This window comes from Lapillicoccus sp. (assembly GCF_036559105.1).
Classification (GTDB): Bacteria; Actinomycetota; Actinomycetes; order Actinomycetales; family Dermatophilaceae; genus Lapillicoccus.
Window position 1 is genome coordinate 16,211 of sequence record NZ_DATBTV010000011.1, and the last position, 12,720, is coordinate 28,930.

General features: G+C 72.0%; 15 protein-coding genes. 7 read left to right on the plus strand and 8 right to left on the minus strand.

All coding sequences use genetic code 11. The features are described from left to right. Positions 1 to 87: 87 nt before the first annotated feature. Positions 88 to 333, minus strand: a complete 246-nt coding sequence (locus VIG79_RS00860) for a hypothetical protein (protein WP_331880916.1) — start codon at positions 331 to 333, stop codon at positions 88 to 90. A 101-nt stretch (positions 334 to 434) separates the two neighbouring features. On the opposite strand from VIG79_RS00860, the gene VIG79_RS00865 reads away from it, so the two are divergent. The 3 genes from VIG79_RS00865 (at position 435) to VIG79_RS00875 (ending at position 3,060) form a co-directional block, all read left to right on the plus strand. Continuing rightward, positions 435 to 1,004 (plus strand): YbaK/EbsC family protein, encoded by a 570-nt coding sequence (locus tag VIG79_RS00865; protein WP_331880919.1) that lies wholly within the window; start codon positions 435 to 437, stop codon positions 1,002 to 1,004. A gap of 120 nt (positions 1,005 to 1,124) precedes the next feature. Further along, positions 1,125 to 1,790: a DUF4126 domain-containing protein gene (locus VIG79_RS00870; RefSeq protein WP_331880921.1), complete on the plus strand. Its 666-nt coding sequence runs from the start codon at positions 1,125 to 1,127 to the stop codon at positions 1,788 to 1,790. 103 nt (positions 1,791 to 1,893) lie between these two features. After that, entirely contained in the window at positions 1,894 to 3,060 is a 1,167-nt protein-coding gene (locus VIG79_RS00875; RefSeq protein WP_331880923.1) for a serine hydrolase domain-containing protein, read from the plus strand. A 6-nt stretch (positions 3,061 to 3,066) separates the two neighbouring features. Here the strand turns inward: VIG79_RS00875 and metF are convergent, their stop codons facing one another. Continuing rightward, on the minus strand, positions 3,067 to 3,987 hold the full coding sequence (gene metF / locus VIG79_RS00880) for a methylenetetrahydrofolate reductase [NAD(P)H] (protein WP_331880925.1): 921 nt from the start codon (positions 3,985 to 3,987) through the stop codon (positions 3,067 to 3,069). Positions 3,988 to 4,107: 120 nt separating this feature from the next. On the opposite strand from metF, the gene VIG79_RS00885 reads away from it, so the two are divergent. Further along, entirely contained in the window at positions 4,108 to 5,193 is a 1,086-nt protein-coding gene (locus tag VIG79_RS00885) for a polyprenyl synthetase family protein (protein ID WP_331880927.1), read from the plus strand. A gap of 195 nt (positions 5,194 to 5,388) precedes the next feature. Here the strand turns inward: VIG79_RS00885 and VIG79_RS00890 are convergent, their stop codons facing one another. Further along, on the minus strand, positions 5,389 to 5,976 hold the full coding sequence (locus VIG79_RS00890) for a dihydrofolate reductase family protein (protein WP_331880930.1): 588 nt from the start codon (positions 5,974 to 5,976) through the stop codon (positions 5,389 to 5,391). A 155-nt stretch (positions 5,977 to 6,131) separates the two neighbouring features. Between VIG79_RS00890 and VIG79_RS00895 the strand changes: the two genes are divergently transcribed. Beyond that, positions 6,132 to 7,139 carry an RNA polymerase subunit sigma-70 gene (locus VIG79_RS00895; RefSeq protein WP_331880932.1) on the plus strand — a complete coding sequence of 336 codons (1,008 nt, stop codon included), beginning with the start codon at positions 6,132 to 6,134 and terminating at the stop codon, positions 7,137 to 7,139. Here the strand turns inward: VIG79_RS00895 and VIG79_RS00900 are convergent. Genes VIG79_RS00900 through VIG79_RS00910 form a run of 3 tightly spaced genes read right to left on the minus strand, consistent with a single transcriptional unit; the run spans position 7,113 to position 8,174 of the window. Further along, positions 7,113 to 7,454 carry a lycopene cyclase domain-containing protein gene (locus tag VIG79_RS00900; RefSeq protein WP_331880935.1) on the minus strand — a complete coding sequence of 114 codons (342 nt, stop codon included), beginning with the start codon at positions 7,452 to 7,454 and terminating at the stop codon, positions 7,113 to 7,115. The genes VIG79_RS00895 and VIG79_RS00900 overlap by 27 nt on opposite strands. Further along, entirely contained in the window at positions 7,451 to 7,774 is a 324-nt protein-coding gene (locus VIG79_RS00905) for a lycopene cyclase domain-containing protein (RefSeq protein ID WP_331880938.1), read from the minus strand. The genes VIG79_RS00900 and VIG79_RS00905 overlap by 4 nt, the downstream gene beginning before the upstream one ends. 19 nt (positions 7,775 to 7,793) lie before the next feature. Continuing rightward, on the minus strand, positions 7,794 to 8,174 hold the full coding sequence (locus tag VIG79_RS00910) for an Rv2175c family DNA-binding protein (RefSeq protein WP_331880941.1): 381 nt from the start codon (positions 8,172 to 8,174) through the stop codon (positions 7,794 to 7,796). Between the two features lie 66 nt (positions 8,175 to 8,240). Between VIG79_RS00910 and pknB the strand changes: the two genes are divergently transcribed. Beyond that, positions 8,241 to 10,178 carry a Stk1 family PASTA domain-containing Ser/Thr kinase gene (gene pknB / locus VIG79_RS00915; RefSeq protein WP_331880944.1) on the plus strand — a complete coding sequence of 646 codons (1,938 nt, stop codon included), beginning with the start codon at positions 8,241 to 8,243 and terminating at the stop codon, positions 10,176 to 10,178. 1 nt (position 10,179) lies between these two features. Further along, positions 10,180 to 11,097: a DMT family transporter gene (locus VIG79_RS00920; protein ID WP_331880947.1), complete on the plus strand. Its 918-nt coding sequence runs from the start codon at positions 10,180 to 10,182 to the stop codon at positions 11,095 to 11,097. Here VIG79_RS00920 and VIG79_RS00925 read toward each other — a convergent pair. Both VIG79_RS00925 and VIG79_RS00930 read right to left on the minus strand, forming a co-directional pair. Further along, positions 11,094 to 12,128, minus strand: coding sequence for a LacI family DNA-binding transcriptional regulator (locus tag VIG79_RS00925; protein ID WP_331880950.1), 1,035 nt, complete (start codon positions 12,126 to 12,128; stop codon positions 11,094 to 11,096). The genes VIG79_RS00920 and VIG79_RS00925 overlap by 4 nt on opposite strands. Then, positions 12,125 to 12,720: hypothetical protein (locus tag VIG79_RS00930; RefSeq protein WP_331880953.1), on the minus strand; the 596-nt coding region annotated here is incomplete at its 5' end. The genes VIG79_RS00925 and VIG79_RS00930, both read right to left, overlap by 4 nt.

Consider the following 12,720-nt stretch of genomic DNA (forward strand, 5'->3'; position numbering starts at 1 on the left):
ATCTGTTCGACTGGACCTACGGTACTACCCCCGTCGGACACCGTGTCAAGAGCCGTCCACAGGCCCCTCGTCGACCCCGACGAGGGTTCAGGACAGCGGTGCCGCGAAACCCGCCGCCGGCCGTCGGCGCCGCTGCGCCGCGTCCTGCTGGCTCCAGAGGATCTCGCGTAACACCGCAGTGTCGTCGTCGTCATACCGGTCCAGCAGAGCCGTGAGATCGGTCCGGTCTCGGGGCGTGGCACCGGCGAGGTCGGCCTCGAGCCGGCGGTGCCACTGACGGTCGAGCGAGCGCAGCACGTGACGCCACCGCCATGCGGACACTGCCGACGTCATGCTCATCTCGCCTCCCAGGAGGTCAACGCTACGCCGGGTGCGCCGGAGCGTCGGCTGGGGAAAACCCCGGTCGAGGCCAGGACAGCCATTACCGTTCGGGCATGACGGGCACGGGTGACGCGGCGGCGACGACCACCGCGCCGACGGGGACGCCCGAACAGGCCCGTGCCGCGATCCTCGCCCACCCGGCCGTCACCCGCGTCCGCGAGGCACTGGCGGGCTTCGGCGTCACCACCGAGGTGGTCGTTCTGGACGATGCCGCGCGCACGGCCGCCCAAGCCGCCGCATACCTCGGCGTCATCACCGCCCAGATCGCGAACTCGCTCGTCTTCGCCGCGACTCCCCAGGCGGCCGGCCCCGATACGCCGCCCGAGCCGCTGCTCATCCTGGCCTCCGGGGCCCACCGGGTCGACGCGGCGAAGGTCGCCGACCTGCTCGAGCTGGACGCCATGGAGCTGGCCAGCGCCGAGATGGTCCGTGAGGCGACCGGGTTCGCCATCGGCGGGGTCGCGCCGGTCGGCCACCTGCGGCCGGTCCGAACCCTCGTCGACGTCAGCCTGGCGCGCTACGACACGATCTGGGCCGCTGCCGGCCATCCGCACGCCGTCTTCGCGACGACCTACGACGAGCTGCTCCGCATCACCGGCGCCCAGCCCATCGAGGCCACCTAGCGAGGCCACCTAGCCCGAACCAGCCAGCTCCACCAGTCGAGACGACAGTGTTACCGAACTGGGGAGTGGTGCCTGTCGCCCCGGCGTTGTAGACCACGGCAGAGAACGAGAGGGGACGGCGTGGGCACGGAACTCCTGCCCTGGGTCTTCACGACCGGATGGGCGAGCGGCATCAACGCCTACCTTGTCGTCCTCATGCTCGGCATCGCCCAGCGGTTCTTCGAGGTCAGCCAGGTCCCCGCGGTCCTCGGGCGCACCGACGTGATGATCGTGGCCGCGGTGCTGTTCGTCCTGGAGATGTTCGCCGACAAGATCCCCTACCTCGACTCGGTCTGGGACTCGGTCCACACGGTGATCCGTCCGATGGTGGGCGCGACCCTCGGATACCTCATCGGCCACGAGTTCTCCTCGCTCGAGGCGGCGTTCAGCGCCGCCACCGGCGGGTTTACGGCGCTGGCGGCGCACCTGGTCAAGGCCGGGACCCGCGCCGCGGTGAACACCTCGCCGGAGCCGGTGAGCAACGTCCTGGTGTCCACGGGCGAGGACGTCACGGTCGCCGGGGTCGTCTCCCTGGCCTTCCTCAACCCGTGGCTCGCGGCGGCGATCGCGGCGGTCATCCTCATCGGCGGCGCCTTCCTCGTGATGTTCGTCCTCCGGAAGCTGAAGCGGCTCCGTCGCCGCTACGACGAGTGGGGCGAACGCCACGGGATCGCTCCGCCCCGGGAGGAGTCGACGCGCCGCCCGCCCGGGGATGACACCGAGCGACTGCCCGAGCGACGTCGCTAGCCGGTATGCGGGTCGTCGCCCTCCCCTGAAGCTCCCGCGCAGCGGGTCGATGAGTTCCAGGTCGTCCCAGGGTCGGACCACCAAGTCGACCGAAGGAGCTTCCGTGCCCGACCGCATGCATGCCGTCATGACGCCGTACGTCGAGTCCGGTGCCGTACCGGGACTCGCGTGGTGGGTCTCCCGCGACGGCGACGTGAGCCGGGGCGCGCTGGGGACCAGCCACCCCGGAGGCGCCGGCGACCCGGTGACCCCGGACACTCCGTTCCGGATCTCCTCGACCACCAAACCCATCACCGCCGTCGTCGCGATGACGCTCGTCGACGACGGCACGCTGTCCCTCGACGACCCGGTCGACCGCTGGCTGCCCGAGCTCGCCGACCGCCGGGTGGTCGTGGACCCGGAAGGAGACATCACGCATACCGTGCCGGCGAACCGGCCGATCCTCGTGCGGGACGTCCTCGAGTTCCGGCTGGGGCTCGGCTACGACTTCAGCGGTGCGCCGACCCCGGTGCTCGACGCACTGGAGCGGGCCGGCGTCCACATGGGTGCGCCGGCGCCGCAGGCGGACCCCGACCCGGACACGTGGATGTCGACGTTCGCGCCGTTCTCCCTGATGTACCAGCCGGGCGAGCGGTGGCTGTACAACATCGGCGCCGAGGTCCTGGGGGTGCTCGTCGCTCGGGCCTCGGGCTCGACGTTGCCCGACCTGATGCGCGAACGCGTCCTGGAACCACTGGGCATGCGCAGCACAGCGTTCAGCGTGGCGGCCGACGTGGCGGCCGACGTGGCGGCCGACGTGGCGCGGCGGTTGGGGCCGCTGTGGGCTCCCGGTGAGGACGGTGGTGACCTCGCGGTCTACGACGAGGCCGACGGGCAGTGGAGCCGACCGCCGGCGTTCCCCAACGGCGCCGACGGGCTGGTGTCGACCGTGGACGACCTGGCGGCGTTCGGGACCATGATGCTCGACGGTGGACGTTCCCCGACAGGGGCGCAGATCCTGGCGTCGACGACGCTGAGGGCCATGACGACGGCTCGCGTGCCCCTGGGCGAGGACGGCGGTGGCTGGGGCCTCGGCCTCGGCGTGGACATGACCGACCAGCCCGACGGCCGGCACGCCGGCGCCTACGGCTGGGACGGCGGGCTGGGGACGTCCTGGTGGAACGACCCGGTCACCCGGACGACCGCGGTGCTGGTCACCAACCTGACGTGGACGTCCCCCGCGCCGCCGGAGCACTTCTGGGCGTTCTGGCGGACGGCCTTCGGCTCCTGAGGCGGCTTACCGGGCGGCCGCGATGCCCAGGTTCTCGAAGACCTGGAGCGTCGCCGTCGAGCGGTTCATCGTGATGAAGTGGATGCCCGGTGCGCCCTCCGCGAGCAGCTCCTGGGCCAGTTCCGTCGTGATGTCCACGCCGACCTCGCGGACCGCCGCGGGGTCGCCCTCCACGGCCTCCAGCCGGGAGGTGACGGAGGACGGGACCGGCTGACCCGAGAGCTCCGTCATCTTGGCCAGCTGCTTGACGTTGGTCACCGGCATGAGGCCGGGGATGATCGGCAGGTCCCGTCCACGGGCCCTGACCCGGTCCCGCAGCCCCACATAGGCCTCGCGGGTGAAGAAGAACTGGGTGATCGCGTACGCCGCCCCGGCGTCAGCCTTGCGGACCAGGACCTCGGCGTCGAAGTCCAGGCTGGGGCTCTCCGGGTGCTGGTCGGGGAACGCCGCGACGCCCACGGTGAAGTCGCCGAGCGACCGCACCAGCGACACCAGCTCGTCGGCGTGGTCGACGCCCTCCGAGTGCTTCACCCACGGCTGACCGGGGCCACCCTGCGGATCGCCGCGTAGGGCGAGGATGTTGCGCAGGCCGGCCGCCGACAGCGACCCGACGACGTTGCGCAGCTCACCGACCGAGTGGCCGACGCAGGTCAGGTGGGCCAGCGGCGTCAGCAGCGTCTCGCGCGCGATGCGCTCGGTGACCCGAATGGTCCGGTCGCGGGTCGTGCCGCCGGCCCCGTAGGTCACCGACACGAACGTCGGGTGGACCTTCTCGATCCGCCGGATCGCCTCCCACAGCACCGCCTCCCCCGCATCGTCACGCGGCGGGAAGAACTCGAAGCTGATGCTCGGCAACGGCCCGGCGAGGGCCGCGGGGATCGAGCGGGTGAGGTGCTCGGGCCTCGGTAGGCGGGTGCTGACCGGCATACCGCTCAGGGTACGTTGGCCTCTCCCGAGTGGGCGGGAGCGACCAGATCACGGGCCGGACGGAACGGCCACGTACCCTGGCCGCAAGCAGGTGTCATCTGCCCCGGGGAAGGATCTGCCGTGACCAGCCCGCTCGACCTGTGCGACCTGCGAACGCGGGTCCAGGCGGCCGTGGACGCCGAGATGCAGGTTCAGCGAGCCATCCTCGCCCCGGTCGGCGACGAGCTCAACCCACTCGTCGACGCCGTCGAGCGCCTCATCGCAGGCGGCAAGCGGCTGCGCGCGGGCTTCCTCTACTGGGGCTACCGCGCATCCGGGAGTCCCGACTCCGACGCCCTGGTCCGGCTGGCGGCGGCGATGGAGTTCTTCCAGGCGGCCGCGCTCCTCCACGACGACGTCATGGACGGCAGCGACACCCGCCGGGGTATGCCGGCCGCCCACCGAGCCTTTTCCGCCCTCCATGCGGACTCGGGCTGGGCCGGTGACAGCACCCGCTTCGGGGAGTCCGCGGCGATCCTCGCCGGCGACCTCTGCCTGCAGTGGTCGGACGAGCTGTATGCGACGTCGGGACTTCCGAGCGACGAGCTGGACCGCGGGCGGCGGACCTTCGACACGATGCGCACCCAGCTGATGGGCGGCCAGTACCTCGACCTGCTCGAGTCGGCCCGCGGGTGGGACCAGCTCGACACCTCGGCGCGGATCGACAGCGCCCGCAACGTGATCCGCTACAAGAGCGCGAAGTACAGCGTCGAGCACCCGATCCTCATCGGGGCCGCCGTCGGCGGAGTGGCGGCGTCCGGCCTGGCGTACCTGTCCGAGTACGGACTGGCCCTCGGCGAGGCGTTCCAGCTGCGCGACGACGTGCTCGGTGTGTTCGGTGACCCGTCCACGACGGGCAAGCCAGCCGGTGACGACCTCCGCGAGGGCAAGCGCACGGTGCTGGTGGCGCTGGCTCTCGACAACGCCGACACCGACCAGGCAGCCCTGTTCGAGAAGCTCTTCGGTCAGCCCGACCTCGACGCCGACGGCGTGACCCAGCTGCGTGGCGTCATCGCCGACACCGGCGCCGTCGAGCAGGTCGAGGCGATGATCGCCGGGCTGTCCGCGCAGTCGCGGGCCGCGCTCGAGAAGGCGCCGGGGCTGGACGCCGAGGCGGTGGAGGTCCTCGCCTCGCTCGTGGCCGCGACGACGTCCCGCACCGCCTGACCGCACCACCTGATCCGTTCCCCAGCACACGGTGTCATGCACGGTCACTTCCGGCCTGCTCGCCCCTCGACCGCCGTCACGTCGCACGTCATGTCGCGTCTGGTGTCGTGGTGACAGCTCCGAGCGCGACATGACCTGCGACATGACGTGGGGCGACCTCGACCGCGCGGACGGAAAGTCCCGACCGGGTCGGGACTAGGCGGCCTGGCGGCTCGCGGGCGCATACGTGAGCAGCACGATGCTCTCCCCGATCGGGCGGACCGCCACCCGGCGCAGCGCCGTGCTCTGCTCAGCGGCGCCGAAGAGCCGGTCGCCGTCGCCCAGAACGAACGGGTAGGTCATCAGGCGTACCTCGTCGACCAGGTCGTGCTCCAGCAGCGTTCGCACCAGCCGGCGGCTGGAGTAGACGACGATGTCGCCGTCCACCCGCTCCTTGAGCGCCGTGACCTCCTGCACGACATCGCCCTTGAGGACCGTCGAGTTGGACCACTCCGTGGCCTCGTCCATCGTCGACGAGACGACGTACTTGGGGACGACCCGCAGCCGGTCCGCCCACTCACCCGGCCGGTCGGCCCAGCGGGTGGCGAACCAGCTGTAGGTACCGCGACCGACCAGCCACGCGGCAGTGTTCTGTGCCTCCTGGAACTCGACCTCCGACCACGCCGCCCGGTCCTCGTCGGACATCCGCTGGAACCACCCACCGAACGCTAACCCCTCGTCACCGGTGGGGTCCTGGATCACCCCGTCGAGGGAGATGTTCTCGCTGACCACGACTCGTCCCATGCTGTCCTCCGTTGCTCGTACCCGTGCTGACATGGGGGTAGACACCGGGGTCACGGCATCCTGGGCGTCGGCGCACCGCCCAGTCGGCGGTCCGACCGGTGTCAGTACGGGTGACGCGTCGCCGAAGGACGCGCCAGAAGGGTGGACCGACGACCATGACGACCGATCTGGTCTCCCGTGCGCAGGCCGGCGAGACCGAGGCTTTCGCCCGGCTGACCGACCCGCACCGCCGTGAGCTCCTGGTCCACTGCTACCGGATGCTCGGCTCGGTCCAGGATGCCGAGGACGTCCTCCAGGAGACATTTTTGGCGGCCTGGCAGGGGATCTCGGGGTTCGAGGGTCGTGCCTCGGTGCGGACGTGGCTCTACCGGATCGCCACGAACCGGTGTCTCAACGCGCGTCGCTCGGCCGGTCGACGCCAGGCCAGGGAGTGGGACGTGGCCGGAGTGCAACCGCCCGAACCGACACGGCTCGGCGAGGTGGTCTGGTTACAGCCGTTGCCCGACACCCTCCTCGACGACCGCTCCGACCACGCGCCCGGCCCGGAGGCCCGCGTCGAGCAGTCGGAGTCGATCTCGCTGGCCTTCGTGACGGCGCTGCAGCTGCTCCCGCCGCGCCAGCTGGCGGTGCTCGTCCTGCGCGACGTGCTCGGCTTCCCCGCGAGCGAGGTCGCCGAGATGCTCGACTCCACGGTCGAGTCGGTCACCAGCGCCCTCAAGCGCGCACGAGCCGCCGTGGCCCGGCGTCGCTCGGCCGAGGCCGACCACGCGCCGGCCCCAGCGTTCGGCTCAGCCGCCGAGGAGGCGCTGGTGGCCTCGTTCGTGCGGGCCTACGAGGCCAGCGACATCGACGCCCTGGTCGCCCTGCTCACCGATGACGTGTTCGTGTCGATGCCACCGATGCCCTACGAGTACGAGGGCCGCGAGGCCGCCATGCGCTTCTGCGACCTGATCTTCCGCGACGGCCGGCGGTTCGACCTGGTCCCCACCCGGGCCAACGGCCAGCCGGCGTTCGGTCTCTACCTGCACGCCCCCGACGGCCGCCGGCACGCCGCGGGGTTCCTCGTGCTGACGCTCTCCGGGGACCGGGTCAGCGCGATGACCCGCTTCGAGAACGGCCTGCTGCCCTCGTTCGGCCTACCGCGGACCCTCCCGCCGCGGTAGGCGAGGACCCCACCAGACCCACAGCGCGCAGGTCGCGAGGACCAGGGCGAACCCGAACCCCAGGTCCTCCACCGGCGCATACGCGATCCGGCCGTCCCCGAGGAAGGGCACCGTCCCCGACCCGATGATCGCGTCCGGGTCGTAGGTGACGATCAGCCGGCCGGTCAGCCAGCCGTTGGTGAGCAGCTGGAACGCGACGACGATCCCGTAGGCGACCCACCACTGCCGGGTCGCCAGCAGCCGGGTCCGCAGCACCCACAGGTCGAGGACGACGGCTACGCCGATTCCGACGACCGCGGCCGCGGTGTAGCTCACGACCCACCCCGGCGACGCGCGATGACGACGCCGACCGCCTCGTAGGTGAGCAGCCCGGCCAGCGGGATGACGACGAAGAACCCCAGCTCCTCCAGAGGCAGCCCGACAAACCGCGTCGACAGCGTCTGCCCCGGGTCGAACCTCCAGTGCCCCGCGTGCGTCGCTGCGAGGTCCCACGCGACGAAGACGAGGAAGACCGGCGTGATCGAGAGCACGAGCCGCCGCACCTGCCGGAGCACGTCCAGATGGAAGAACCAGTTCAGCGGCAGCGTCCCGACGAGGCAGAACGCGAGCATCGCCGCATACGCGAGCTGTCTCACCGGCTCGGGCGGACCGGTCTCAGAGCGCGGTGACCTGGGCCCGGCGCCGGACCTCGGTCTTGTGGCCGGCGATGAGCGCGTCGATCGGCGCGCCCTCGACCGGGAGCGTCTCGTCCGGCGTGAACAGCCAGCGCAGGATCTCCTCGTCGTTCATCCCGCCGTCGGCCAGCACGGTGAAGGTGCCCTTCAGCTCGTGTCGCGGCGCCGTCTCGTCGAGGAACTTGACCGGCACGCTGATCACCCGGCGCTCGCCGGTGCGCCACGCGAGCAGCTCGCGGTCAGCCAGGTGCTGCCGGACCCGGGCGAGCGACACGCCCCAACGCTCCGCGATGTCCGGAACCGTGGTCCAGTCGCCGACCAGCACCTCCAGGGAGTCCACATCGTCCGAAGGTTCCACCACAGCGACCACTCTAGGTCCGGCCCCGCCTGCACGATCCACGGCCTTGGGCTTCGTAGACTCCCCCGCATGACGTCGAGCGTCACGGACTCGTCGCTGTCCGTCGTCGGGCGAGTGCTCGACGGCCGATACCGCGTGCTTTCGCACCTCGCGGACGGCGGCATGGCCACCGTGTACCTCGCCCTCGACCAGCGCCTCGACCGGGAGGTCGCGGTCAAGGTCATGCACGACAACCTGGCCCGCGACGCGACATTCGTCTCCCGGTTCCGCCGTGAGGCGCGGTCGGCGGCCCGGCTCAGCCACCCGAATGTCGTGGCGGTCTACGACCAAGGAGAGGACGACTCGACCGGGTCCACCACGATGTTCCTGGCCATGGAGTACGTCCCGGGCCGCACCCTGCGCGACGTGCTCACCGCCGAGGGGCCGCTGACGCCCCGCGCCGCCCTCGACCTGTTCGACCCGATCCTCCAGGCCATCGCCGCCGCCCACGATGCGGGCCTGATCCACCGCGACGTCAAGCCCGAGAACGTGATCCTGCGCGAGGACGGCGTCGTCAAGGTCGCCGACTTCGGGCTCGCCCGCGCCGTCACGGCGGCCACCACGACCAACGCCTCCGGCACCCTGCTCGGTACGGTCGCCTACCTCTCCCCCGAGCAGGTCGAGCGTGGCATCGCCGATGCCCGATCCGACGTGTATGCGGCGGGGCTGGTCCTCTACGAGATGCTCACCGGCCGCAAGGCGTTCGACGGTGACTCCCCGATCCACGTGGCATACCAGCACGTGCACGGCTCGGTGCCGATGCCCTCGACGGCGGTCCCGACCGTTCCGACGGAGCTCGACCAGCTCGTCGCACTGGCCACCGCCCGCGACCCCGACAAACGGCCGGCCAACGCGGGCGACTACCTCATCGAGGTCCGACGCTCGCGGTCGATGATGACGACCGCCGAGCTGGACCTCCGCCCGGCCGGCATCCCGGAGCACGACGCGGCCGCTGCGGTGCCGACGCGGCTCGGGGGCGACGTGGCGCCGACGTCGGTGGTGCCGGTCGTGTCCCGCACCGCTCCGGAGACCGTTGCCTCGCATACCCCGCCCGGTTCGCCGACCGGCACCGGTCGTCGGCGTCGCCGGGTCTGGCCTGTCGTCATCTCCGTCCTGCTGGTGCTGGCGGTCGCGGGTGGCGGCGCGGCGTGGTGGTTCACGAACGGGCCGGGCTCGATGACTCTCGTCCCGACCGTCGAGCGGATCAGCCAGGCGGAGGCGCAGGCCGCGCTCCAGCGGGCCGACCTCCGCTCGTCGGTGACCGAGACGTTCGACGAGACCGCGCCGACCGGCACCGTGATGAGCGCCGACCCCGGAGCGGGCGCCGAGGTGCGCAAACTCTCGACCGTCGGGCTGACCGTCTCCAAGGGCCAGGAGCGGTATGCCGCGCCGACCCTCGTGGGGACGGCCGCCGACGCCGCGGCCGGCACGCTGACCGCCCAGCACCTCGTGCTCGGGGAGCGCAAGGAGGAGTTCAGCGAGACGGTCGAGGCCGGCAAGGTCCTCGCTCAGGATCCTGCGGCCGGGACGTCCCTCAAGCCCGGCGCCACGGTGACGGTCACCGTGAGCAAGGGCCGGCAGCCCATCGCCGTCACCGACGTCACCGGCCAGGCCGCCGACCAGGCCAAGAAGGTGCTCTCCGACGCCGGGCTGACGGTCAAGGAGGGCGACCAGGTCAATAGCGACACGGTGCCCGCGGGGTCGGTGGTCAGCCAGACGCCGTCGAACGGCACCCTGTTCAAGGGCGACACGGTGACGATCGTCGTGTCGAAGGGGCCGGTGCTGGTGGCAGTCCCCGCGACGGTCGGCAAGCAGCGCGACGAGGCGACCCGGCTGCTCAAGGCGGCCGGCTTCCAGGTGACCTACAACAACGTGCTGGGCGGACTGTTCAACATCGTCCGGGCGTCCGACCCGGCGTCGGGTGCGATGGTCCGCAAGGGCGCGACGGTCACCCTGACCATCGTCTGAGGTGGCCCTCTCCGCGTCCCGGGCGCGGGTCGTCGCGACCGGCCTGCTCGTCCTGCTCACGGCGGTGTGGGGTTCGACGTTCTTCCTCATCCGGGACCTCGTCGCGACGGTCCCGCCGACGGACTTCCTCGCGGTGCGGTTCTCCATCGCCGCCGTGCTGATGCTGGCGATCTTCTGGCCGCACGTCCGGCGCCTCGGCCGGCACGAGTGGGTGGTCGGGCTGGGGCTCGGTGTCGTCTACGGCGTCGCCCAGATCCTGCAGACCATCGGGTTGGCGCATACCGACGCGTCGATCTCCGGGTTCATTACGGGGACCTACGTCGTGCTGACCCCGGTGTTCTCGGCGCTGCTGCTCCGCGAACGGATCCCCCTGGCGACCTGGGGCGCGGTGGGGCTGGCCACGCTCGGGCTCGGGGTGCTGTCCCTGCAGGGCGGCCTGTCCCTGGGCCTGGGCGAGACCCTCACGCTGGCCTGCGCGGCGGTCTATGCGCTGCACATCATCGGGCTCGGGCGCTGGTCGACGCCCTCGCACGCGACCGGGCTGGCCGCCGTGCAGATGCTGGCGATCGCCGTCGTCTGCGGCGTCTCGGCCCTGCCGGACGGGGTCGTGCTGCCGTCCGGCACCGGCCAGTGGCTGGCGGTGCTCTACATGGCGACCGCCGCCGGGGTGCTGGCGCTGTGGGTCCAGACGTGGGCGCAGGCCCGGATGAGCGCGACCCGGGCGGCGATCGTGATGACCCTGGAACCGGTGTTCGCGGCGTTCTTCGCCGTGGTGTCCGGCCAGGAGTCCCCGACGTGGCGGATGGCGATCGGCGGCGTCCTGGTCCTCGCCGCGATGTACCTGGTCGAGCTCCGCGCCGCCGCTCGCCGCCGCGCCGGCGAACCCTCCGCCGAGACCCTCCACCACGAGGTCACCTAACCCGACCCGGGCCTCACCCTGGGCGCCGGGCCGACGGTCCCGCGCAGGACGAGCCGGGCCAGCAGCAGCGTGCGCCCGGACGGCTGGGCGCCGGGACCCTCCAGGAGCATCGCCATGGACGCCTCAGCCACCGCCCGCAGGTCGACGGCGATCGTGGACAGAGGCGGGTGGGTCGTCGTCGCGAGGACGTCGTCGCAGCCGATGACCGAGACGTCCCGGGGCACCTGCACGCCGAGCGAGGCCAGCCCACCCATCACGCCGTGGGCGAGGATGTCGTCGAAGGCAACCACGGCGGTGGCCCCGGCGACCCGCACCCGGTCGGCCACCGCATACCCGTCCTCGTAGGTGCCGTGAGCGGTGGGGAGACTGGTGAGCTCGAGGCCCAGCTCCGCCGCCTGGTCGCGCACCGCGGCGCTGCGCTGGGAGTTCGACCACGAGCGCGGCTGCGGGCCGGCGAGGTAGGTCAGCCGACGGTGCCCGAGCTCGGCCAGCCGGGTGACGGCCTCGCGCACCGCCGGACCGGTGTCGAGAAGCACCCGAGCGGTGTCGTAGACGTCGCGGTTGACCAGGACGAGGCGGTGCTGCTGCGCGAGGCGACGGAGCGTGGTCGACGCCAGCCGCGACGAGCACAGGAGCAGGCCTTCCACCTGGTGGGACAGCAGGGCGACCGCCGCCTCCTCCCGGCGGGGTTGCTCGTCGGTGTCGGCGAGCAGGACGTTGAGCCCACGCTCCTGGGCGAGGTTCTGCACGTGGCGGATCAGCGGCGGGAAGAAGGGGTTGGCGATGTCGGTCACAACGATCCCGACCGCTCCTGTCCGTCCGGTCGATAGGGCCCGGGCGTGCCGGTTCGGGACGTATCCGGCCGCCCGGGCCGCCTCCAGAACGCGCTCGACGGTCTCGGGCCGGAGCAGCTCCGGACGCGAGAAGGCTCGCGACACCGTCGCCGGAGACACCCCGAGCTGCGCGGCCAGCAGGGTGATGGTCGGTCGCGCGCCGCCCGCCCGGCCACTCGCGCCTCCTCTTCCGGTCACGGCGTCGACACCAGTCCCACCGCCACCTCGAGCAGGCGCTCGGCACTGCCGCGGGCGAAGGGCGCCGGCATCCCGTAGTACCGGTGAGCGTCAAGGACCTCATAACCCCTGTGCCGGTACGCCTCGGCGTCCGGCAGGTAGCCCGGGCAGTCGCCGGTGTAGCCGGTGACGAGCACCGGGCCGCCGACCCGCTGTCGGAGGCCGTCGGCGAACGACAGGAAGGGCTCGCCCGGGACTCCGACCACCCAGACTCCGCCCCAGCGCAGCGCGGTGATGACCGCCCGGTACGCCAGGGTCTCGCCGTCGGACCGTTGGCGCGCCCACTGGAGCCATGCACGCAACAGCGCCGCCCGACCCGGCTCGGCCCCGGCCAGCTCGGTCGTCCAGTGCTCGGCCAGCGTCGCGGGTGGCTCGGTGTCGAGCGGAGCCAGCGCGAGCTCGACGGTCGCCTGACGAACCTCGACCCCGCCGGCGACGTCGACCTCGGCGCTCGGGGCGGCCAAGGCCGTCCGCGCGAGGTGCCCGCCGATCCGCTCGGCCTCCGCGAAGGTCCGACCGGGGAGCGGGGCCGAGGTGTAGGACGCCTCGGCGG